We start from the raw sequence: 21,276 nt of genomic DNA, 5'->3' as shown, positions 1-21,276 counted from the left end.
GGGGCCGGAGCCGCCGGACCCGGAGGCGTACGGAATCCTCCGGGGCAGGTAGGTTCGACGCGTGAGCGCCAACAGCCATGAACACAGCACCCAGCACGACAAGCTCCCCATCCGGATGCTGCACGACCGTGTGCTGGTCAGGACCGACATCCCGGAGGGTGAGCGGCGTTCCAGCGGCGGCATCGTGATCCCGGCCACCGCGGCGGTGGGCCGCCGTCTCGCCTGGGCCGAGGTGGTGGCCGTAGGCCAGAACGTGCGGACCGTCGAGCCCGGCGACCGGGTGCTGTACGACCCCGAGGACCGCGCCGAGGTCGAGGTGCGCGGGGTGGCGTACGTACTGATGCGGGAGCGGGACCTCCACGCGGTGGCCGCCGATCGCTTCCAGGGCTCCGAGGACACCACGGGCCTGTACCTGTAGCCCCCGGCCGCGGTTCTCGCCCATCGCGCGGTGGCGGGGTCACCGACGCGGTATGGGGGCGGCGGGAAGGCCGCCCGCGCCCCTGCCCGTACCCCCGCCCACCACCGCCGGGGTGCTGCCGCCCCCGTCGGAGCCCGGGCCGCCCGGCCGTTCCCCGCCGGCGAATCCCGGAGCCGAGTCGTCGGCCGACTGGTCCCCCGGGGGCGCGCCACCGGGCGTGAGCCCCGGCCCGGACGGCGGCATCTGGGTCTCCCCGGGCGGCGGCGGGCTCGCACCCCCGCTCGCGCCGGGTGTGCCGGAGACCCCGGGGGAGGACGACGACTCGCCCGGGGTCTCCTGTCCCGGTGTGGCGGTGGACGGCGGCGGGGACTGCTCCTCGGCCGCGCCCGGCTCCAGCCGCAGATCGAACTCCACGATCTCCTCGCCCGCCAGCGCCTCGCCCGTGAACCGGCCCCAGATCCTCGCGGGCGCTCCGCCGCCGTTGATCCGCGGCAGCCCCAGGGCCCCGTACAGCGGTTTCTGCACCCCGGTGTCCGGGTCCTGGCCCATCACCGCGACGACCGTCGCCAGTTCGGGTGTGTACCCGGCGAACCAGGCCGCCTTGTCCTCCTCCGCCGTGCCGGTCTTGCCCGCGGCCGGCCGGCCCGCGGACTGGGCGGCCGTGCCGGTGCCGCCCTCGACGACGCTCTGGAGCACCGAGGTGGTGGTGTCGGCGGCCTCGCGGCTGACGACCTGTTCGGGCGCCGTCCGCGGCAGCCGCACGTCCACACCGTCCTTGGTGACCTTCGAGACGAGGGTGTACGTGCCGTGGCGCCCGTGGTTCGCGAGGGTCGCGTACGCCTCCGTCATGTCCAGGACGCTCGCCGTGGCGGGCCCGAGCGCGATGGAGGGCGAGGGGCCCAGGTCGGGGGTGTTCGCCGGGATGCCGAGGCCGATCGCGGTCTGCTCGACCTTGGCCGGGCCGACGTCCACGGCCATCTGCGCGTACACCGAGTTCACGGACTTGTCGGTGGCGGTGCGCACGGTGATCGGGCCGTAGGAATGCCCGTCCTCGTTCTCGGGGGCGTACGGATTGCCGCTCCAGCCCTGGACCGGGCGCCGGTCCGTGCCGTCGTAGACGGTGTTGGGGGTGATCCGGCGGCCGTCCTGCGTGCGGGACCCGTTCTGGACGGCCGAGGTGAACACGAACGGTTTGAACGTGGAGCCGACCTGGTAGTCGCGGCGGGTCGCGTTGTTGACGTACTGCCTGGTGTAGTCGACTCCGCCGTACATCGCCACGACCTGCCCGGTGGCCGGGTCGATCGACGCCCCGCCGACGCGTACGTTGCGGTCGGCCTTGCGGGCCGGGTCCAGCCGGGACATCACCTCGTCGTCCACGGCCCGGGCGAACGCCTCCTGCTTCGCGCGCTGGAGCGTGGTGGTGATGCGGTAGCCGCCGGCGGCCAGGGTGTTCTCGTCGATGATGCCGTTGCCGGTCAGATACTCCTCGACGGCCTGGACGACATAGCCGCGCTGTCCCGAGAGCCCGTTCGCGGGCTTGGCGCGTTCGGGTTCGGGGAAGGTCATCGCCGCCCGCTCGGCAGGGCTGAGCCAGCCCTGCTCGACCATGCCGTCGAGGGTGTACTTCCAGCGCCCGAGTGCGGCGGGTTTGTTCTCGGGGTGGGTGGTGACGTCGTACGCGCTCGGCGCGTTCAGGAGCGAGGCGAGATACGCGCCCTCGGCGGTGTCGATGCCGCTGATGTCCTTGCCGTAGTACGCCTGGGCCGCCGCCTGGATGCCGTAGGCGTTGCGCCCGAAGTAGCTGGTGTTGAGATAGCCCTGGAGGATCTCGCTCTTGCTCTGCTCGCGGCTGAGCTTGATCGCGATGAAGAACTCCTTCCACTTCCGGGAGAGCGTCTGCTCCTGGCCGAGGTAGTAGTTCTTGACGTACTGCTGGGTGATCGTGGAGCCGGACTGCTTGCCCTTGCCGGTGAGCGTGTTCCAGGCCGCGCGGACCATGGCCTTGGGGTCGACCGCCCGCTCCGCGTAGAAGTTCCGGTCCTCCGCGGCCAGTACGGCGTGCTGCACCGTCAGCGGGACCTGCGCGAGCTGCACGTTCTCGCGGTTGACCTCGCCCTCGCGGGCGATCAGGGTGCCGTCCGCGTACAGATAGACATTGGACTGGGCGGTGGCCGTGGCGTTCGCGGGCGGGATGTGGACGAGGGTGTATCCGGCCACGAATCCGCCGATCAGCAGCAGCGCGACGCCCAGGACCGCGCCGAGGACCATGCGCCAGGTCGGCAGGAGCCTGCGCGGGCGGCGCGGCCTCCCGGGCGGGCGCTCGGGACGGCCGGACGGGCCGCCGAGCGCGTACGCCGGACCGGCGGCGGTCTCGTCCCGGGGGTTCCAGCCGTGCGGTGGCTCCTGGCTCATACGCACATAGTGCACTTTTCGGCGAGATATCCCCTGGATCTCACTCAAAAATGCCTCGCGGAGGTCCGCCCGTGCGTACTAGGCTCGCGCGCTTTGGCACCTTCGGGTCTCGGGTCTTTCGTCTTTCCGGGGCCTCTGGTTTTCGCGTGGTGGGGGGAGGGGAACGTGCGGCTGTACGGTGTCGTGGCCGCCGGCTCGTTCCGGCGCTACGCGACCTACCGGATGGCGACGGCGGCCGGGGTCTTCACCAACACGGTCTTCGGTTTCATCCTGGCGTACACCTACGTCGCCCTGTGGGACGAGCGCCCCCACCTCGGCGGCTACGACGTCTCGCAGGCGCTCACCTATGTCTGGCTCGGGCAGGCGCTGCTGATGGCCTGCGCCATGATGGGCGGCGGCTTCGAGGACGAGCTGGTCGAGCGCATCCGTACCGGAGACGTCGCCGTCGACCTCTACCGTCCCGCGGACCTCCAGCTCTGGTGGCTCGCGGGCGACCTGGGCCGGGCCGCCTTCCATCTCCTCGGCCGCGGCGTCGTCCCCCTGGGGCTCGGCGCACTCGCCTTCGATCTCGCCCTGCCCAGCTCCCCCGTGACCTGGCTCGCCTTCCTGGTGGCGGTGTTCCTCGGCGTGATGGTGAGCTTCGCCATCCGCTTTCTGGTGGCGGTCTCCGCGTTCTGGCTGCTGGACGGCGCCGGAGCCGCCCAGATCGCCATGCTGGCGGGGCTGTTCTTCTCCGGGATGCTGCTGCCGCTCACCGTCTTCCCCGGGGCCCTGGGCGAGGTGGCACGCGCCCTGCCCTGGTCGGCCCTGCTCCAGATCCCCGCCGATGTCCTGCTCGGCAAGCACACCGGCCGGGGACTGGCCGGGGCGTACGCCTTCCAGGCCGGCTGGGCCGCCGTGCTGCTCGCGGCCGGGCGGGCGCTGCAGTCGCTCGCCACGCGCCGGGTGGTGGTCCAGGGTGGCTGAGACGCTGACGGCCGGCCTGCGCGCCTACGGACTCATCGCCGTGATGTGGATGCGCTCCACCATGACCTACCGGGCGTCCTTCGCGATGACGGCGTTCGGGAACTTCGCGGCGACCGCCTTCGACTTCGTCGCCATCCTGCTGATGTTCTCGCACGTCGACGCCCTCGGCGGCTACTCGCTCGGCGAGATCGCCTTTCTGTACGGGGCGGCCGGAACCGCCTTCGGCCTCTCCGACCTGCTGCTGGGTTCGGTGGACCGCATCGGGCGCCGGGTGCGCGACGGCACCCTCGACACCCTTCTCGTACGCCCCGCTCCCGTGCTCGCCCAGCTCGCCGCCGACCGTTTCGCGCTGCGCCGGCTGGGCCGGATCACCCAGGGCCTGATCGTCCTCGGCTACGGACTGACGGCGGTGGACGTCGACTGGACGCCCCTGAAGGTCCTCATGGTGCCGATGATGCTGCTGAGCGGCGCGGCGATCTTCGGGGCGGTGTTCGTCGCCGGGGCCGCGTTCCAGTTCTGGGCACAGGACGCGGCCGAGGTGCAGAGCTCGTTCACCTACGGCGGCAGCACGCTGCTCCAGTATCCGCCGACGGTCTTCGCCCGGGATCTGGTGCGCGGGGTGACCTTCGTCGTGCCGCTGGCCTTCGTCAACTGGCTGCCCGCGCTGTATGTGCTGGACCGGCCCTATCCGCTCGATGTGCCGCAGTGGCTGGCGTTCCTGCCGCCCCTCGTCGCCGCCGGGTGCTGCTGGTCGGCCGCGCTGGCCTGGCGCGTCGGCCTTCGTTCGTACCGGAGCACAGGGAGCTGATCCATGGACCACATCGAGCTGGAGAACGTGGAGAAGGTCTTCGACGTACGGCGCAGGGCGGGGCTGCTGCGCCGCGAGAAGCACCGGGTGCGCGCGGTGGACGGCATCAGCTTCCGGGTGCCGCACGGCGAGATGGTCGGCTACATCGGCCCGAACGGCGCGGGCAAGTCCACCACCATCAAGATGCTCACCGGAATCCTCACCCCGAGCGGTGGCCGGCTGCGGGTCGCGGGCATCGACCCGTCCCGCGAGCGCACGCGGCTGGCGCGGCGGATCGGGGTGGTGTTCGGCCAGCGCACGACCCTGTGGTGGGATCTGCCGCTGAGGGACTCGTACCGCCTGGTCCACCGGATGTACCGCATCCCGGACCGGCGGTTCCGGGAGAATCTGGACCGCTGTGTCGAACTCCTCGACCTCGGTGAACTGCTGGAGGTGCCCGTACGGCAGCTCTCCCTCGGCCAGCGGATGCGCGGCGACATCGCGGCGGCGCTGCTCCACGACCCCGAGGTGCTGTACCTCGACGAGCCGACGATCGGGCTCGATGTGGTCTCCAAGGCGAAGGTCCGGGAATTCCTGCGGGAACTCAACGCCGGGCAGGGCACGACGGTGCTGCTCACCACCCACGACCTGACCGACATCGAGCAGCTCTGCCGCCGGGTGATGGTGATCGACCACGGCCGTCTGATGTACGACGGCCCGCTGACCGGTCTGCACCAGGTGGGGGAGAGCGAACGCACCCTGGTGGTGGATCTGGAGCGTGAGCTGCCGCCGGTGGTGCTGGATCTGGCCCGTACGGTGAGGGTGGAGGGCCCCCGGCAGTGGCTGGCCTTCCCGGCGGACCAGTCGGCGGCCCCGCTGGTGGCGGCGCTCGCGGACAAGTACCCGGTGGTGGATCTGTCGGTACGGGAGCCGGACATCGAGGCCGTGATCGCGAAGATGTACGCGCAGGGGCCCGGCAGGTGAGCCATGCAACCCCTGGGGAGCGCCGGGGCGCTGACTATTCTTCCTGTATGAGCGAACTTCCTGAGATGCGGGCGTCGGACACCGAGCGCGAGCGGATCGCCGAGGCCCTGCGGGACGCGGTGGCGGAGGGGCGGCTCACGATGGAGGAGTTCGACGAACGCCTGGACGCCGCCTACAAGGCCCGTACCCATGGTGAGCTGACCCCTCTCATCAGCGATCTCCCGGCGCCGGGAGCCGCGCCGGCGTCCCCGGTGCCGGCCACCGGCCGGGTCCGCTGGGCCGATCGGATCGGCGGGCCCGCCACCTCCAGGATGGCGTTCGCGTTCTGGGGCGCTTTCGAGCGCAAGGGCCGGTGGACCGCGCCCCGGCAGTTCACGGCCTTCGCGATGATGGCGGGCGGGGAACTCGATCTGCGCGAGGCCCGGTTCGAGGACCGCGAGATCGTGATCCGCTGCTTCACCATCATGGGCGGGATCGATGTGGTCGTGCCTCCCGAGGTGAATCTGCAGGTCAACGGCTTCGGTCTGATGGGCGGCTTCGGTGAGGAGGGCACCGATGTGGATGTGGAGCCCGATCCGTCCGCGCCGGTGGTGCGGGTCACCGGCTTTGCGCTGATGGGCGGTGTGGGGGCACGGCGCAAGCGTACGAAGGCGGAGAAGGCCCGCCTGAAGGCGGAACGCGAGCAGGCGCGGCTGGAGCGGGGCGACGAAGGGCAGGGCCGCAAGAAGCTGGGCTGAGGCGGCCGGGCCGGGGTGGGGTGCGCGTGCTTGTCGGTTGTTTTCAGCCGCTCCGGGCTGTCTGTTCTCGCCGGTCTCTCCCGTCCCTCAGGTGATCCCGTGTGCTCTCCTGCGCTCCACGGGAACTCAGGGTGCTCGCCGGGAGTCCCTGAGGTAGGGACAATGCGTACGCGGTGTGCGTCGACGGGTGGAGCGGGATGAATCGTACAGATCGGGAAGAGCTGGAGGGGGCCGTGCCCGGGGAGGGCCGTGCCCCGCGGTCCGGGCTGCCCTCCTTCGCGTACACCGAGGCCGACGCCGAGAAGCAGCGTGGCGTACGCCGTATGAAACTGACCGCCACCGGACTGCTCCTCTTCGTCGCGCTCGTCTTCGTCCTCGCCACCTGGGCGAAGAACTCGGGCGCGGGCCCCTGGGCGGGCTATGTCGCCGCCGCGGCGGAGGCGGGCATGGTCGGCGCGCTCGCCGACTGGTTCGCGGTCACCGCGCTCTTCCGCCATCCCCTCGGCATCCCGATCCCCCACACGGCGATCATCCCGAACAAGAAGGACCAGCTCGGGGCCTCGCTCGGCTCCTTCGTCGGGGAGAACTTCCTGTCGGAGGACGTCGTACGCGGCCGGCTGCGCGCCCTCGGGATCGGCGGCCGTCTCGGCGCCTGGCTCGCCGAGCCCGCCCATGCGGACCGGGTGACCTCCGAGCTGTCCACGGCGCTGCGCGGCGCGCTCACCGTCCTGCGGGACTCGGACGTCCAGGCGGTCGTCGGCGAGGCCATCACCCGGCGCGCGAACGCCGCGGAGGTCGCGCCGGGCATCGGCAAGACCCTGGAGAAGGTCGTCGCCGACGGAGCCCACCGCCGTGCCGTCGACCTGATCTGCGCCCGCGGCCACGACTGGCTGGTGCTGCACTCGGACTCGGTCATGGACGCGGTGGAGGGCGGCGCGCCCGGCTGGACCCCGAGGTTCGTGGACCGCAAGGTCGGCGAGCGGGTCTACCGCGAGCTGCTGCGCTTCGTGACCGAGATGCGGGACATGCCGGACCATCCGGCGCGGGGCGCGATCGACCGCTTCCTGTCGGACTTCGCGTCGGATCTCCAGTCGGACACGGAGACCCGTGCCCGGGTGGAGCGGCTGAAATCGGATCTGCTCTCCCGTACGGAGGTGCAGGACGTGATCGCGTCGGCCTGGTCCTCCGTACGCGCGATGATCATCTCCGCCGCGGAGGACGACCGCAGCGAGCTGAGGCTGCGGGCCCGGGCCTCCCTGCTCTCGCTCGGCGCGCGGCTGGCCACCGACGAGCGGCTCCAGTCCAAGCTGGACGGATGGGTCGAGGACGCGGCGGTGTACGTGGTCACCACCTATCGTGCCGAGATCACCTCGCTGATCTCGGAGACGGTGGCGAGCTGGGACGCGGAGCACACCTCGCGCAAGATCGAGGCCCACATCGGCCGGGATCTGCAGTTCATCCGGATCAACGGCACGGTGGTCGGCGCGCTGGCCGGCCTCCTCATCTACACGGTGGCGCACGCGCTCGGCGGCTGACCGCGGGCCGGTGGCGGGGGCGGTTGCGGCGCGGGGTGCCGGGAGTGGGGCTGACCGCGTGCCGGCGGGGGCGGTTGCTGCGGCGCGGGGAGTGCGGCGGGCGCCGGGGAGCAGGGCCGGGCCTGGCGGGTGAACGCGCCGACCGGAGACGGCCGGACCCCAGGAGAACGCGCCGGGCGCGTGACCGCTTGCTGTCCGCGGTCACGCGCCCGGTCACTGGGGGAGGTGTGATGGAGTACGTACGGCGCCCCGGTCGCGTTCAGCGTCGCCGGTCATCCGCCGCACGTACCCCGTAGGGCTTCCCGCCCCACCTCCCGTATCCGCCGGTCTCCCGTTCCGCTGCCCCGTCCGCCCGTGGCTCCCGCCTGCCGGTGGGGCCCGGCTGCCCGCGGGGCTCGCCGGTCCGTCGCTGCCGGCTGTCCGGCGGCCCGGTCAGCCGAAGAGCTGGCCGCGGACGGCTCCGTCGGGGAACTCCGGAGTGTGGATGTTGGAGTAGTAGCTGCGCGGGTTGGCGCGCACGCGCTGCACGGCATCGGCGTTCTGGCCGTTCAGCTTGCCGGCGACGGCGAAGACGCCGTCCGGAACGGGCCGGTTGAAGAAGTTGAAGACGACATCGCCGTTCTGCCCGAACCTGCCCTTGTGGATGTGCCCCAGGCTGGGGCTCTTGATGTTGATCCACGCCAGCGAGTAGTCGACGCTGGTGCCCTTGGGGCTGAGGAAGGTCACGGCGCGCCCGTCGGGGTCGCCGACCCGGGAGGTCTCGTTCTTCGGGACCTCCTGCTCGCCGTTGGAGAGTGCCCGCAGCTTGCCGCCCTTGATGATGCTCAGCGGGTTGACGTTCTTCTTCAGCGGCTTGAGCTGCCCGCGTACGGCACCGCCCGGAAACTCGGCGCTGTGCAGGTTCACATAGAACCCGGCCGGGTTCGTACGGATCTCCTGGGCCAGCCCGGCGTCGGAGAGAGCCACCTGACCGGCGGCGGAGTGCACGGAGTCGGGCATCGCGGTCCCGAACAGCCCCACCTTCACGGCACCGTTCTGTCCGGCGCGCCCCTGGTGGATGTGCCCGAGGCTGGGCACGAAGCCCTGCCACTGGAGGGCGAAGGTGACCCGGTCGCCCTTCACCTTCACCAGGGCGACGGCCCTGCCGTCGGGGTCGTTCACGGCGGGGCCGCCCGCGACGGGCACCTCGTTGGCGCCGGAGAGCTGCGCGATGAAGCTGACCGCGCGCCCGGTGGACGCCGTGCCGAACGAGGCCGCCTCGGTGACACCGGAGCCCTGGACGGCGGCACCGTTCCCGCTGTGCTCGCTGTGGCCGTTCCCGCTCTGTCCGCTGCCGCTGTGTCCGCTGTGCCCGTCCCCGTGTGCGACGGCCGGAGCAACACCGGCAACACCGAGCACAATTGCACTTGCCGCCACAGAAATGAATCGCTTCCGCATTGTTCTGATCCTCCCCTGGAAAGCCGACTGGTCTTGGTCGGTCGCCGAGGAGTACGCGGCCCGCACTCGGCTTGTTCAACGGGAAATTTCTTTTATTCGATTGAACCGCGGGTCAGTTGCCTCCGTACAACCTGGCAGACCCATCGACCACCTCATACCGGGGGATCATCATGCGCGGCAACCGATCAGTCATGCTCTCCGCCGTCTCCGCGGCCACGCTCGCACTCCTCACGCTGACCGCCTGCGGCAGCGGCTCCGACGGCTCCGGGGACGCCACCGGAACCCAGGGCTCAGGCAAGGGCGCCACCGCGTCCCCGAAGCCCGCGGCCATCTCCTCCATCAAGATCGCCGACTCGTCGCTCGGCCGGATCCTCGTCGACGAAACCGGCCGTACGCTCTACGGATTCACCAAGGACAAGCCCGGAACCACCACCTGCGACGCCGACTGCATCGCCGTCTGGCCGGCCCTCACCTCGGCCGAGAACATCTCCGCCGGCCCCGGCGCCGACGCCTCCCTCGTCAAGGAGACCACGCTCGGCGAGGGCGCGGAACAGACCACGTACGGGGACTGGCCGCTCTACTACTACGTCGGCGACGCGACCCCCGGGGACGTCAACGGACAGGGCCTGGACAGCGAGTGGTTCGTGATCGCCGCGGACGGAAAACTCATCCGGAAGGCGACCTGATACGCGGCCGTCACCGACCCGTGACAAATCCCGGATGGATTCACTGAATTCCCGGTTCTTTCATCTTTCTCATCCGCATCTCATTTTCCCGCACCGCGACCGCGACGGCCGGAACCACCCCCGCCCGTCGCGGCCGCTTTTCCGGGTGGCCGAATTTCTCAGTGGCGACCCGCTCCCGGGAGTGCGGCCGGGCTCACTCACTCACACGCGACGCCGTCCCCGTCCCGGTCCAGGTGCCGCCCGTACCCCGGATCCCCGCTCCGGATGGGGTCGGCCCCCGCGGCCCGTACGGCGGTGCAGTTCTTGTAGTAGGTGCTCCCGCCCCCGCCTCCACCCCCGGTCGAGCTCCCACCGGACGCGTCGCTCTTCGCCGGCGCCGGCTTCCGGGGCTTCTTCGCCTTCGGTGTGGGCGTAGACGTGGGCACCGGCGCGGCCACGGTGATCCGCACGACAGCAGTCCCGGTGAGCGTCCCCGTCCCCTTCACATCCACCCGGTACGTGAACTCGTCCTCGCCCGCGTACCCGGGCGCGGCGGTGTACACCACGCTGCTCCCGTCGACCTTCGCACTCCCATGCGCGGGCGCACTCTCCACGGCCACGCTCACCGCGGCACCGCCGTAGGCAAGCTGCAGCGGCCGGCTCGCCCCACCCGCCCTCGTAACGGAGTCATTGCCGAGCACCTTCACCACGAGCGCCGTCCCTGCCTTGGCGCTCTCCTTGTCATCGACAAGCGCGAGCACATCCACGGGAGTAGCCGTGGGCGTGGGCGCCGGCGCGGTCGCCGCGCTCTGGGTCTCGCGAGCCGCCTTGCCCTCCCCTCCTGCCCCACTTCCACACCCGGTGATCCCCACCGCGACGACCCCGACTGCTGCGACCGCGATGCGCCCACGCGTACGTATCCGAGACATGTGCCCCCCAAGGCTGACAGATCCGAACTGAGGGTGCCGAGCATGGCGTTCCGGACGCCGACGGCGGGGGGACCTTGACCACTCGATGCCTAGTTGTGATGAAAGTGTGGAGCTGTGTGCCCGGCTGGCAGCGCCCCACACCGCGCCGCATCATGCGGCGCGGTGTGGGGCCGGCTGATCCTGCGGCTCAGCTGGTGCGGTTCCGCAGGAGAAGCGACCGCGCCCTCGGCACCGCCAGGGCGCCGGGCCACTCGGCGCGGTCCAAGCGGTCCGGGGGCGCGGCATGTGGTTCAGAGCTTGGGCACGATGGGGAACGGCAGCTGCGCTGCCCACGGCTAGGCGAGTGCCAGCACCCGCGCGGCAAGCGCGATCCGCTGCCTCGTCTGCCTATGCTTCGCCACCCAGGACGCGTCTCGTGCCGAACGAAGGTGTCAAGGGGACGAGGTGTTGCGAACGCGGGTCACGCCAGGTGGTTGCCTTGGAGAGCAGCGACGAAGTCGGCCCACACTGGACTGGAGAACGTAATCCGCGCTCCAAGCGGATCCTTGCTGTCCCGTACGGCGGCCCTTGTGCCCAGCCGGGCGGTCTCGACGCATTCGGTGCCACTCCCTCCGCTGTAGGAGGACTTGATCCACCGAACGTCGTGGCGATCCATCACAGCTCCTGGCAGGCTCGATCGAGGAGCGCAGCCGACGAAGGGATGTCCAACGCCTGGGCGCGCAAGTAGTCGAAGGCCAACTTATAGCGCTCAAGCTCTTCACGCTTCTCCATGAAGAGACCACCACCGATGATGTCCACGTACACCACATCCAGTTCAACGGCGGGCCCACCCAGGATGACAAAGCTGCCTACAGCGGCGGCGTGCGCTCCACTAGCGAAGGGCAGCACCTGAACGGTGATGTGAGGCTGGATAGTCAGCGCGACCAGGTGTTCCAGCTGCTTACGCATGATGCGGCGGCCGCCCACCACGCGTCGGATGACTGCCTCGTCGACCACGGCCCAGATGTGGGGCGGGTCCTTCCGTGCCAGTAGTTCCTGCCGCTTCATCCGGATGTCAACCATATGTGCGATCTCGGCCTCGTTGCACCGCATTTCAGAGGCCCGGTGTACAGCCTCGGCGTAGGCGCGTGTCTGTAGAAGCCCTGGGACGTACATGCAGGCGTAATGATCCTCGCGTACGACCTCGTCTTCCAGGGTGAGCATGAGGTTCATGGACTCGGGGATGGGGTCGGCCAGTGAACGCCACCACCCTTGGATCTTGGCCCCCTTGGCAAGCTCAACGAGGGTGTGCCGCTCTTGATCAGTGGCCCCGTAGGTGCGGCAAAGGGCATCCACCACAGGCCACTTGACCGTGCCCTCCTTGGTTTCGTACCGACTGAGAGTCGCCTTCGAGATGCCGACCTGTGCCCCTGCCTCATCGAGGGTGAGCCCCTTGTCCTCCCGAAGTCGACGCAGATCGGCGCCCAACTGGCGCCTGCGGGTGGTCGGTCCAACTGCCATGGTCAAGGCCTTCCGATGTGATCTCCACGAGCGTGCCCCGCAACCCTTGTGGAGACAAGGCGGCGTGCGCCGGGGGCGCGTACGGCTGCTCGTACTTACAGAGACGGCATCTTGAGAGTTCCATTTTGAGAGTTCCAGTGTCACGCTGTGGCGCAGCGGAGGCACGCAAGGTAGTGACTTCATCGGGATCCTGGAGGGAACGGGCATGGACGTATGCCGGTGTGAGGTGTCAAGGAAGGCGTTCGAACTGCCATTTCTCGCTGAGGCGAGAGAGTTGGTCGCGCTTCGTCGTATCACGCGACTTCACTTGAACCACTGGGGCCTTCCTGGCTTGATCGATGCTGCTCAACTCTGCGTCAGCGAACTGGTGGGCAATGTGATCCGGCATATCGGTGACGAGACGCCCACTACGCTCAGGCTCGCCATGAACAACACTCGGCTCCGCATTGAGGTGCAGGACCCTGACCCTCGGGTCTTGCCTACGGTGCTCTCGGCCCGGGCTGAGGATGAGTCCGGGCGTGGCTTGGCCCTGGTGGAGGGGATGGCAGCATGCTGGGGTGTCATCTTGCGGGATGACTCCAAGGTCACGTGGTGCGAGCTGGAAACGAGCCTCACCTCTCCGCGTGGCCACGTCAGCAAGCCGGGGATCGCTAGGGCTGAGGCTCTCTTAATCCTCTATGGCGCCATTCGTCGGCCCGAGGCGGCGCAAGAGCGAGGCTTGGACCCCGCCGTCGTCGAAGAGTCGGCCATCGACGTGTTGGCTGATGTACTGCAGTGGCTTCGCGCTCACGGGCGCGATGCGGAGGCCGCCATGGATCGTGCGCACATGCACTGCGAGAACGAGCTGCGCTAGAGACGTTTGCTCCGCGCTCGCGCCGGCCTGATTAGCGGAGATATCGGTGCCTACTCGCGCTACCCGGAGGATCTAGTGCGGTGACCGGAGAGGTTTGTCGGTGAGCCTGCGGTGTCCGGTGCGGCGCGAGGCGGAGGTCTGCGGCTCGTACGCGCCGTACTCGCGCGGTTCGACAACGCAGGGGGCACCACTCGTGCCGGCAGGGCTACGGGGGAGAAGTGCCGTGGCCGGGCGTCGCAGGTCGGTGAACATTTCCGGTCACCGCACGGGGCATCGCGTCGATCTGGCAGGCCGATGACGGATGGCAAGGGTCCCCCACGGCTCCGAGTGGAACCGGGTGGGGTGACTGAAGTGCTATCCCGCCGCGATCGTCGAGTAGGTCCAGACGTCGGCCGGGATGTCGTGCCGTAGCTTCCAGGTGATTCCCATGGGTTTGCTGCCTTTGTGCTCTACGTAGTCGGCGGGCCCGAGGAGCATCCACGGTTGAGGCCCTCCGATGTCCGTCTTCTTGTAGCGACGGACGAACAGAAGGATGTGGGTGCCCTCCTTCTGGTGATGCTGGTACCGGACCCCTGTGCGGGATGCCTCCGAGGTTTGGTTCTGAGACTCCCAGTGGAAGAGCGAGTCGCTCAGGGCGTAATCCCGATAGCGGGTCTGAGGGGAGAAGTCCTTCTCATCCTTCTCCAAGGTGATCATCAGCGCATCCGTCCGGGTGCTCTCGCACCACCTCACGCCCTCACGGAAGTGACCTGGCATCAGGCCACCGATGAACGACTGACCTAGGGCAGGGAGGATCTCCTCGCGACTGTAAGAAGCGTGCACGGTGAGGGGGAGGCCGGACAGGTCGCCCAAGAGGGGGATGGGCAGGTGCTCCGTGTGATCGAGGACGTGGGCCAGCACCTGGCGGAGTTCCGTGCGGAAGGACCGGTGCGGCTGGAGTGATTCCAGGGCGTTCTGATAGGTGCTGAAACCGCCGAGTGGCCAGAGCGAGAAGAGGAACATTCGCGCATACGCTTGCTCCCGCTCGTCGAGTTCGTCGTATGCAGGGCTGTTGTCCTCCAGGAGCTTGGTGTACGCCGCCACACGCGCTGGATCATCGACATGGAGGAACGCGGGAACCCGCTTCAGGAGCGCTGCTTCGCCTTCCGGAGCGGGATCAGCTAGTAGGTGTGCCCGACGCAGTAGCCCTGTCCAGGAGTTTCCGTTGCCCCGGTAAATCTCCTTGAGCTCGCGCCCGCTCTCCCGGAGATAAGCCGAGAGTCGCCGCTCACCGTATTGACCGACCTCTCGGGCGAGCTGGATCACATTGACGCTCAGCTGACTGCGGATATTCTCGATGATCAATTCCTTGGCCTTGGACTCAAGGATGATCTGGCAGCCCGAAGGCAGTTGCGGGAAGTCGTGCTCGACGCTGCTGAGTAGCCGGTTACGGGTCAGATTGGTGAGCGCCCGGAACTGCTCCTCAAAGCGAAACTCTTTGCGGTGCTGGCCGATGAAGTCGAGGACCGTGAGCACCGCCTTGCCTTCGCTTCTGCGGAGCCCGCGCCCCAGTTGCTGAAGAAAGACGGTGGCGCTGGACGTTGGTCGCAGTAGCAGCAGGGTGTCAACATCCGGGATGTCTAGCCCCTCATTGAAGAGATCCACCGAGAAGATGACGTGGAGTGCGCCGGATTTAAGGTCGGCAAGTGCCGCCTTCCGCAGTTCTCGGGGTGTCTCACCCGACAGTGCGACGGCCTTGAACCCGGCACGGCAGAAGAAGTCCGCCATGAAGTGAGCGTGCGGGACTGAAACGCAGAATCCCAGCGCACGCATGGAGTGAGGGTCGGCCACCTTGTCCATGATGGCCTGCACAACGAGACGGGCTCGGGCGTCGTTCCCGGTGAAGAGGTTGCTGAGCTCCGAGATGTCATAGGCGCCACGCTTCCAGGCGATGGCACCCATATCGGTGTTGTCCGTCACCCCGAAGTAATGAAAGGGACTGAGGAGATCATTCTCCAGTGCCTCCCATAGTCGCAACTCCGCTGCGATACGGCCACCGAAGAACTCATCCTGAACGTTTCGCCCATCCATCCGTTCCGGTGTGGCCGTCAGGCCAAGCAGCTCAACGGGGGCAAAATGATCAAGGATCCTTCGATACGTGGGCGAGACTCCGTGGTGGAACTCGTCGATGACGATAACGTCGAAGTGATCGGGCGAGAGTGACTCCAGTGTCCGAGGATTCAAGGACTGAACGCTGGAAAAGACATGGGTCCACTCCGCGGGGAGGATTCCACTATGCAGTTCCTCTCCGAAATTAGCGTCGACGAGCACATCTTGATAGGTCCGTAGGGACTGTCGCAGGATCTCCTGGCGGTGAGCAACGAACAACAATCGTAGATCCCGGCCGTGCTGCTGCCGTAGGCGCTTGTAGTCCAATGCTGCCATCACGGTCTTGCCCGTGCCCGTTGCCGCGACCAGGAGATTGCGATGCCGATCGTGAACCGTACGCTCAACCTCAAGTCTCTCCAGCATGTCCCGCTGGTGAGGGTACGGGCGTACTTCAAGGCCGGATAGGGAGATCCGGTGGCCATCGGACGCAGATGCGCCACCGGTGCCGCGGCCAGCGAGGTGAAGGGCCTCATCGAGGCGGGTGGCGTCGCGATCGGGGTCGTACAACTCGAAGGCGGAATCGTTCCAATAGGAATCGAAGGTCGCTTCAAACTTGCGCAGTACATCAGGGGTGGCGATCGAGGACAGGCGGACATTCCACTCCAGTCCGTCCAGCAGCGCGGCTTTCGAGAGGTTGGAGCTTCCGACGTATGCGGTGTCATAGCCGCTGTTGCGTCGGAAGAGCCATGCCTTGGCGTGGAGGCGCGTTGAGCGGAGCTCGTAGTTGACCTTCACCTCGGCGTTGAACTTCTCGACGAGCTTGTCCAGCGCTCGCCGCTCAGTAGCGCCGATATAGGTGGTCGTGATGACACGGATGGGGACGCCTCGGTCACGCGCCGCCTCCAACGACTGCTCGATGACCCGAAGCCCATGCCATTTGACGAACGCACACAACAGATCCACCCGGTCCGCGGTGACGAGCTCGGCACGCAGCTCGAAACCAAGGCTGGGGTCATCGGGGGCATTGGTGATCAGTGCGGTCTCGGACAGAGGTGTCACGGGCCGGATGGAGTAGACGCCCTTGGCTTCCTGCTCTGCGATGGCCAGGAGCTGGCGAGGCCCTTCGGCGACCAGATCCACCCACTCCTGCGCGCCCTCGATGGTGTTCATCGATTCAAGGATGTGGTTGGCCGCGTGCACCCGCTCAGCCGCAGGCAGCCTTTCCAGCACGTGTTTCATCGTCTGAGCCACATGTCTGGCAATGACATGGGGGGACGACTCCGCCCCCACCTCGCCGTCGATGGCGCGCCAGCCGCCATCTGCGCTGAGTTCCCTGAGCTGATTCTCCAGGCGCAAGGTGATCAGCTGTTCATACAACCCGGCAACCGGCTGTTGACCATCGACGAACCCCGTCATCGCGGCACCTTCCCCCCGTTGGCTACCGCCCAGTGATACCAGGCGCCGCTGACAGAAGGGTCAGGTACGGCTCACTCCGTGACAGTCCCTGTACGCCGTCCCCGACCCGCACCAGCACGGGGCGGTTTTGGCCGGGGGCCAGGGGAGGGCGCGGCCGCGGGCCGCGAGGGTGGTGGCGTACTGGGGGAGGAGGTCGGCGTTGGCGGGGGAGGACTGTTCGGAGGCGGCGAAGGCCTCGTAGGAGGGAACCGTCGAGGTCACGATGCCGAGGTTCGCGGTGCCCGTGGAGGCGAGGTCGCGGAGGGAGGTCTCGATGTCCGTGAGGTGGGCCGCGTGGCTCGGGTACTCGGAGGTGAGGCCGGGGTACGCGGTGAGGAGCTCGGTCAGTTCGGGCTCGGGCCAGTGGAGCACCGCCACCGGGAAGGGGCGGGAGAGGGCGGAGCGGTAGGAGCCCAGCTCGGAGCGGAGGCGGGCGATCTCCGCGCGGAGTTCGGCGGGGTTGTCGGAGCCGAGCGACCACAGGCGGTTCGGGTCGTGGAGCTCGTCCAGGGAGATGGTGGCGTGCGCCGTGTGGACCTTGTCCGCGAGGGCGTCCCACTCGTCGTGGGGGCGGCCCAGCATGCGGCGGACGCGGTGGCGGCCCGTGAGGAGGGACTGTGTGTCGTAGGGGACGTCGTCGTCACCGGGGGTGAGGAGCAGGGTGATCGCGGTGGTGAAGCAGTCGTGGGACGCTTCGAGTTCGTCGTGGGACTCCAGCGTCTCGGCGATGATCTCCCAGGGTGCCGGGTCCGTGGGGGCCGCCGTACGGATGCCCGTGATCAGAGCGCGGGCCTCGGCCTCGTGGCCGTACTCCCACAGGTTCGCCGCCTGGAGGGCCTTCACCAGGAGGGGGTTGTCGGCGCCGGAGGCGAGGAGGCGGTCGTAGAGGGAGGAGGCGCGTTCGCGGTCGCCGGCCAGTTCGAGGTGGGCCGCGGCTTGGAGGAGCAGGGGTTCGTCGTCCTCGGGGTACTGCGTCGCGGTACGCAGCAGGCGCTCGGCTTCGGCGATGTGGTCAGCAGGCGTGTCGGGGCGCATGGGTGACACCGTACTGCCGTACGGGGGCCGGCAGGGATGGCGTCCGGTCCCGTCAGTGGCCGCACGGCTCTGGTGGGTTCAGGGGCGAGGACCTATCGTGCGCCCGTGCGGGAGCGGATACCGGTGGTGGTTCAGGGGCGGGGGCCGCGGCGGCGGGCGCGGCTGGCCCGTGGGCTGTGGGCCTCCGCGGAGATCACCGTCACACTCGGGATCGCCGTGCTCCTCCTGGTGGTGCACCAGCTCTGGTGGACCAACCGCGAGGCCCGCGAGGGCGCCGGGGAACAGGTGCGGGCCCTGGAACGCGAGTGGAGTGAGCCGGCCCCGGAGGGCGAGTCACCCCTCAGGGAGATCCCCGCCGGCCCGGAGCCGGGGTCGGAGCGCGGCGACGGTCAGGGCGACGGCGGCCGGGGGGAGGCCGGGCCGGAACAGCGGGCCCGCGGCGCCCCGGGGAGCGGGAACACCGCACGCCGCGCCCCGCGCCCGCCCCGCTGGGACCAGGCGTACGCCATCCTCCGCATCCCCCGCCTCGGTGTCGTCGCGCCCGTCGCCGAGGGCATCGGCAAGAGGGGCGTGCTCGACAAGGGATACGTCGGCCACTACCCGGGAACCGCCCAGCCCGGCCGGGCCGGGAACGTCGCCCTCGCCGGGCACCGCAACACCCACGGCGAGCCCTTCCGGTACATCAACCGCCTGAGGGCCGGTGACGACATACGCGTCGAGACCCGGGACGCGATCTACGTCTATGAGGTGGACAAGGCACTGGCCCGGACTTCCCCGCGTGATACGGGAGTGATCAGACCCGTGCCGCGCAGCCTCGTCACTCCCTCCGCCGGGTACGGCGAACCGGGCTACTACCTCACCCTCACCACCTGTACACCCGAGTACAGCTCCAAGTACCGGCTGATCGTCTGGGGAAAGCTGAAGTCCATGGCGCCCCGGTAGGCTGGTGCCTCACGGCCCCGGGCGCAGCAGCCACACCGAGGGGCCGACACGATAGCCCGGCGGACCCGGCCGGGCTCAGGGCAGAGAGGACAGAGGGGAGCGCATGGAGCGTCGCCGCGCGGCACACATGCCGCAAGCCCTCGCCCTGGTCTTCGCCCTCCTCTCCGCGTTCCTGGTCCTCGAGGGCGGCCCGCTGGCCGCCCTCGCTCTCGCGGCGACCGCCACGGCCGCCGCGGGCTCCGCGCTGGTCGTGTGCTCGGTCATCAGCGCACGCTGCGCGCCCGTCGTACCGCGTACCCGCGTACGCACGGCCCTCCGCGACCGTGAGCAACGGACCGCCTTCCTGCCGCAGTGCGACCCCGACGCCCGGGGCCGCACCCGGCCCCGAGCGCCCGGCCGGGCCCTTCCGACGGCCGCGTAGGGGCACACCTTCCCGACACCCTTGTCCCCTCCGCGGGCCGTCATGTCTCCGTTTCCCGGCACGACGAGACCCACGGAGGGCTCCCCATGTCCGTCTTCGCGCAACTGGTCGAGCAGCTCGCCGACCTGCTCCATCCCCTGTTCCAGGCGTCGGCCACCGCCGCCGCGATCATCGTTTTCACCGCGCTCGTACGCCTCGCGGTCCACCCGCTGTCCCGCGCCGCCGCCCGCGGGCAGAAGGCCAACGCCCGGCTGGCGCCCCGCGTGGCCGAGCTGCGCAAGAAGCACGCGAAGAACCCGGAGCGGATGAAGCAGGCGCTCGTCGAGCTGTACGCGCAGGAGAAGGCGTCGCCGATGTCCGGATGTCTGCCGAGCCTGCTCCAGCTGCCCGCGTTCTTCCTGCTGTACCACCTGTTCTCCAACAGCAGCATCGGAGGCGAGCCCAACGGGCTGCTCACCCATACCCTCTTCGCCGCGCCGCTCGGCGACCGCTGGGCCGACGCGCTCGCGAACGGCGGGGTCCTCGGTGGCGCGGGTGTCGTCTACCTCGGGCTGTTCGTGCTCGTCACCGTGGTCGCGGCCTTCAACTACCGGCGTACGAGGAGGCAGATGTCGGCCGCTCCGGCGCCGGACCCCGGCGTCCCGGGCATGGGCACGATGGCCGCGATGACCAAGGTGCTGCCGCTGATGTCGTTCGCCACCCTGATCACGGTCGCCGTGGTGCCGCTGGCAGCCGCGCTCTACATCGTCACCAGTACGACCTGGTCCGCGATCGAGCGTGCCCGCCTCTACCGCGACATGCCGGCGGCCGGTGCGCTGGCCGCTCCCCTGTAGCGGGCCTTTCGCGGGTCTGTGGCGGGGGTCCGGCCGCAGGCCCTTTCGCGGGCGGAAGGCCGAGCCGGTCCGGGTGATGAACAGGGCCTTGTGGGGCGATCCGCCCTCTTGGAGGATCAACCGAATTCTGGCCGGTGATCGCCACCCGCCACCGCACGGGCGCGTACTGCATCAGGCTGAGGCAGGGGAGACGGAAGGGAGAGGGAGATGAAGCTGCTGCGTGTCGGGGTGGCGGGCGCGGAGCGTCCGGCGCTGCTCGACCAGGACGGGACGACCCTGCGGGACCTGACGGGCCTGGTCGCGGACATCGACGGGGACCTCCTCGCCGACGCGTTCGCGCTCGACCGGATACGGGCCGCCGCGGGTGCCGGGGTGCTGCCCGCGCTGGACGCGGAGGGGATACGGGTGGGGCCGCCGGTCGCCCGTATCGGCAAGGTCGTGTGCATCGGGCTGAACTACCACGACCACGCGGCCGAGGTGGGCGCCGAGCCGCCGCCCGAGCCCGTCGTCTTCCTCAAGGCGGCAGACACCGTCGTCGGGCCGTACGACACCGTCCTCGTGCCGCGCGGCAGCACCAAGACCGACTGGGAGGTCGAGCTGGCCGTCGTCATCGGGCGCACCGCCCGCTTTCTGTCCGACGCCGAGGACCCGCTGTCGTACGTCGCCGGGTACACGATCGGGCACGACGTCTCCGAGCGGGAGTTCCAGCTGGAGCGCGGCGGCACCTGGGACAAGGGCAAGAACTGCGAGACCTTCAACCCTCTCGGGCCCTGGCTGGTGACGACGGACGAGGTGCCGGATCCCCAGGCGCTGAGCCTGAGACTGTGGGTCAACGGCGAGCTGAAGCAGGACGGGACGACCGCCGGGCAGATCTTCCCCGTACGGGAGCTGGTGAGGTACGTCAGCCGGTTCATGACCCTGTATCCGGGTGACGTGATCAACACGGGGACACCGGCGGGGGTGGCCCTGGGGCGGCCGGAGCCCAGGGAGTTTCTGCGGGCGGGGGACGTGGTGGAGCTGGAGGTGGAGGGGCTGGGCAGACAGCGCCAGGTCCTTGAGGACGCGAAGGCGCCGCCCGCTGCGGGGTAGCCGGTGAGGTGGGGTGGGCGCCTCGGCCCGGTCCCCGGGCGCGGTCTGACGGCGCCCGGCGCCCGGCGCTCGGCGCGCCGTCACCCTGGCCGGAACACCTAGGGCGTGTATCGAAAGTAGCGCCGTCCGCCCGGAGGGCGGGGCCTGCGGCGTCCGGTGCGTGCAATCGCAAGGCGGAGGGTCGCCCTCG

General features: G+C 69.3%; 19 protein-coding genes. 12 read left to right on the top strand and 7 right to left on the bottom strand.

What is annotated here, in order from left to right:
• Positions 1-61: 61 nt before the first annotated feature.
• Positions 62-418 carry a GroES family chaperonin gene (locus ACFYT4_RS17560; protein ID WP_389269327.1) on the top strand — a complete coding sequence of 119 codons (357 nt, stop codon included), beginning with the start codon at positions 62-64 and terminating at the stop codon, positions 416-418.
• A 39-nt stretch (positions 419-457) separates the two neighbouring features.
• Here the strand turns inward: ACFYT4_RS17560 and ACFYT4_RS17555 are convergent, their stop codons facing one another.
• A complete protein-coding gene (locus ACFYT4_RS17555) occupies positions 458-2,830 on the bottom strand; it encodes a transglycosylase domain-containing protein (protein ID WP_389269325.1) in 2,373 nt (790 codons plus the stop codon).
• A gap of 165 nt (positions 2,831-2,995) precedes the next feature.
• On the opposite strand from ACFYT4_RS17555, the gene ACFYT4_RS17550 reads away from it, so the two are divergent.
• The 5 genes from ACFYT4_RS17550 to ACFYT4_RS17530 all read left to right on the top strand — a co-directional run bounded on the left by ACFYT4_RS17550 (position 2,996) and on the right by ACFYT4_RS17530 (position 7,839).
• The gene (locus tag ACFYT4_RS17550) at positions 2,996-3,796 is read left to right on the top strand and encodes an ABC transporter permease (protein ID WP_389269323.1); all 801 of its coding nucleotides are present in this window, start codon (positions 2,996-2,998) and stop codon (positions 3,794-3,796) included.
• A 43-nt stretch (positions 3,797-3,839) separates the two neighbouring features.
• Positions 3,840-4,604, top strand: coding sequence for an ABC transporter permease (locus tag ACFYT4_RS17545; RefSeq protein ID WP_389269558.1), 765 nt, complete (start codon positions 3,840-3,842; stop codon positions 4,602-4,604).
• 3 nt (positions 4,605-4,607) lie between these two features.
• The gene (locus ACFYT4_RS17540; RefSeq protein WP_389269321.1) at positions 4,608-5,567 is read left to right on the top strand and encodes an ATP-binding cassette domain-containing protein; all 960 of its coding nucleotides are present in this window, start codon (positions 4,608-4,610) and stop codon (positions 5,565-5,567) included.
• 47 nt (positions 5,568-5,614) lie between these two features.
• The gene (locus ACFYT4_RS17535) at positions 5,615-6,304 is read left to right on the top strand and encodes a DUF1707 domain-containing protein (RefSeq protein ID WP_389269319.1); all 690 of its coding nucleotides are present in this window, start codon (positions 5,615-5,617) and stop codon (positions 6,302-6,304) included.
• A 197-nt stretch (positions 6,305-6,501) separates the two neighbouring features.
• The gene (locus ACFYT4_RS17530; protein ID WP_389269317.1) at positions 6,502-7,839 is read left to right on the top strand and encodes a DUF445 domain-containing protein; all 1,338 of its coding nucleotides are present in this window, start codon (positions 6,502-6,504) and stop codon (positions 7,837-7,839) included.
• 432 nt (positions 7,840-8,271) lie between these two features.
• Here the strand turns inward: ACFYT4_RS17530 and ACFYT4_RS17525 are convergent, their stop codons facing one another.
• Entirely contained in the window at positions 8,272-9,237 is a 966-nt protein-coding gene (locus ACFYT4_RS17525) for a CHRD domain-containing protein (protein WP_389269315.1), read from the bottom strand.
• 209 nt (positions 9,238-9,446) lie between these two features.
• Here ACFYT4_RS17525 and ACFYT4_RS17520 point away from each other — a divergent pair, with 209 nt between their 5' ends.
• Positions 9,447-9,962, top strand: a complete 516-nt coding sequence (locus ACFYT4_RS17520) for a hypothetical protein (RefSeq protein ID WP_389269311.1) — start codon at positions 9,447-9,449, stop codon at positions 9,960-9,962.
• Between the two features lie 197 nt (positions 9,963-10,159).
• On the opposite strand, the gene ACFYT4_RS17515 is transcribed toward ACFYT4_RS17520, so the two are convergent.
• From ACFYT4_RS17515 to ACFYT4_RS17505, 3 genes are all read right to left on the bottom strand, one after another.
• Positions 10,160-10,702: an excalibur calcium-binding domain-containing protein gene (locus tag ACFYT4_RS17515; RefSeq protein ID WP_389269309.1), complete on the bottom strand. Its 543-nt coding sequence runs from the start codon at positions 10,700-10,702 to the stop codon at positions 10,160-10,162.
• 628 nt (positions 10,703-11,330) lie between these two features.
• Positions 11,331-11,525, bottom strand: coding sequence for a DUF397 domain-containing protein (locus tag ACFYT4_RS17510; protein ID WP_389269307.1), 195 nt, complete (start codon positions 11,523-11,525; stop codon positions 11,331-11,333).
• Positions 11,525-12,370 carry a helix-turn-helix domain-containing protein gene (locus ACFYT4_RS17505; RefSeq protein ID WP_389269305.1) on the bottom strand — a complete coding sequence of 282 codons (846 nt, stop codon included), beginning with the start codon at positions 12,368-12,370 and terminating at the stop codon, positions 11,525-11,527. Before ACFYT4_RS17505 ends, ACFYT4_RS17510 begins: the two co-directional genes overlap by 1 nt.
• A 205-nt stretch (positions 12,371-12,575) precedes the next feature.
• Between ACFYT4_RS17505 and ACFYT4_RS17500 the strand changes: the two genes are divergently transcribed.
• Positions 12,576-13,223: an ATP-binding protein gene (locus tag ACFYT4_RS17500; protein WP_389269303.1), complete on the top strand. Its 648-nt coding sequence runs from the start codon at positions 12,576-12,578 to the stop codon at positions 13,221-13,223.
• Between the two features lie 354 nt (positions 13,224-13,577).
• On the opposite strand, the gene ACFYT4_RS17495 is transcribed toward ACFYT4_RS17500, so the two are convergent.
• Both ACFYT4_RS17495 and ACFYT4_RS17490 read right to left on the bottom strand, forming a co-directional pair.
• Positions 13,578-16,727 (bottom strand): DUF3427 domain-containing protein, encoded by a 3,150-nt coding sequence (locus ACFYT4_RS17495; protein WP_389269301.1) that lies wholly within the window; start codon positions 16,725-16,727, stop codon positions 13,578-13,580.
• 60 nt (positions 16,728-16,787) lie between these two features.
• Positions 16,788-17,801, bottom strand: coding sequence for an SEC-C metal-binding domain-containing protein (locus ACFYT4_RS17490; protein WP_389269299.1), 1,014 nt, complete (start codon positions 17,799-17,801; stop codon positions 16,788-16,790).
• A gap of 105 nt (positions 17,802-17,906) precedes the next feature.
• Here ACFYT4_RS17490 and ACFYT4_RS17485 point away from each other — a divergent pair, with 105 nt between their 5' ends.
• The 4 genes from ACFYT4_RS17485 (at position 17,907) to ACFYT4_RS17470 (ending at position 21,086) form a co-directional block, all read left to right on the top strand.
• Complete coding sequence (locus ACFYT4_RS17485) at positions 17,907-18,743, top strand: class E sortase (protein WP_389269297.1); 837 nt, start codon at positions 17,907-17,909, stop codon at positions 18,741-18,743.
• 127 nt (positions 18,744-18,870) lie between these two features.
• Positions 18,871-19,164 (top strand): DUF6412 domain-containing protein, encoded by a 294-nt coding sequence (locus ACFYT4_RS17480; RefSeq protein ID WP_389269556.1) that lies wholly within the window; start codon positions 18,871-18,873, stop codon positions 19,162-19,164.
• 86 nt (positions 19,165-19,250) lie between these two features.
• The gene (locus ACFYT4_RS17475; RefSeq protein WP_389269295.1) at positions 19,251-19,997 is read left to right on the top strand and encodes a YidC/Oxa1 family membrane protein insertase; all 747 of its coding nucleotides are present in this window, start codon (positions 19,251-19,253) and stop codon (positions 19,995-19,997) included.
• 207 nt (positions 19,998-20,204) lie between these two features.
• A complete protein-coding gene (locus ACFYT4_RS17470) occupies positions 20,205-21,086 on the top strand; it encodes a fumarylacetoacetate hydrolase family protein (RefSeq protein ID WP_389269293.1) in 882 nt (293 codons plus the stop codon).
• Positions 21,087-21,276: the final 190 nt, after the last annotated feature.

The organism is Streptomyces sp. NPDC004609 (assembly GCF_042873655.1).
Taxonomy (GTDB): domain Bacteria; phylum Actinomycetota; class Actinomycetes; order Streptomycetales; family Streptomycetaceae; genus Streptomyces.
The sequence above is the reverse complement of the archived record's forward strand: the minus strand, read 5'-3'. Positions and strand labels throughout refer to the sequence as shown.

What these genes read in the sequence shown, in the direction of transcription:
- ACFYT4_RS17505 (WP_389269305.1), bottom strand. Translation starts at nt 12,370, where the DNA reads ATGGCAGTTGGACCGACCACCCGCAGGCGCCAGTTGGGCGCCGATCTG.
- ACFYT4_RS17495 (WP_389269301.1), bottom strand. Translation starts at nt 16,727, where the DNA reads ATGACGGGGTTCGTCGATGGTCAACAGCCGGTTGCCGGGTTGTATGAA.
- ACFYT4_RS17520 (WP_389269311.1), top strand. Translation starts at nt 9,447, where the DNA reads ATGCGCGGCAACCGATCAGTCATGCTCTCCGCCGTCTCCGCGGCCACG.
- ACFYT4_RS17530 (WP_389269317.1), top strand. Translation starts at nt 6,502, where the DNA reads ATGAATCGTACAGATCGGGAAGAGCTGGAGGGGGCCGTGCCCGGGGAG.
- ACFYT4_RS17535 (WP_389269319.1), top strand. Translation starts at nt 5,615, where the DNA reads ATGAGCGAACTTCCTGAGATGCGGGCGTCGGACACCGAGCGCGAGCGG.
- ACFYT4_RS17510 (WP_389269307.1), bottom strand. Translation starts at nt 11,525, where the DNA reads ATGGATCGCCACGACGTTCGGTGGATCAAGTCCTCCTACAGCGGAGGG.
- ACFYT4_RS17545 (WP_389269558.1), top strand. Translation starts at nt 3,840, where the DNA reads ATGTGGATGCGCTCCACCATGACCTACCGGGCGTCCTTCGCGATGACG.
- ACFYT4_RS17470 (WP_389269293.1), top strand. Translation starts at nt 20,205, where the DNA reads ATGAAGCTGCTGCGTGTCGGGGTGGCGGGCGCGGAGCGTCCGGCGCTG.
- ACFYT4_RS17480 (WP_389269556.1), top strand. Translation starts at nt 18,871, where the DNA reads ATGCCGCAAGCCCTCGCCCTGGTCTTCGCCCTCCTCTCCGCGTTCCTG.
- ACFYT4_RS17490 (WP_389269299.1), bottom strand. Translation starts at nt 17,801, where the DNA reads ATGCGCCCCGACACGCCTGCTGACCACATCGCCGAAGCCGAGCGCCTG.
- ACFYT4_RS17555 (WP_389269325.1), bottom strand. Translation starts at nt 2,830, where the DNA reads ATGAGCCAGGAGCCACCGCACGGCTGGAACCCCCGGGACGAGACCGCC.
- ACFYT4_RS17475 (WP_389269295.1), top strand. Translation starts at nt 19,251, where the DNA reads ATGTCCGTCTTCGCGCAACTGGTCGAGCAGCTCGCCGACCTGCTCCAT.
- ACFYT4_RS17540 (WP_389269321.1), top strand. Translation starts at nt 4,608, where the DNA reads ATGGACCACATCGAGCTGGAGAACGTGGAGAAGGTCTTCGACGTACGG.
- ACFYT4_RS17500 (WP_389269303.1), top strand. Translation starts at nt 12,576, where the DNA reads ATGGACGTATGCCGGTGTGAGGTGTCAAGGAAGGCGTTCGAACTGCCA.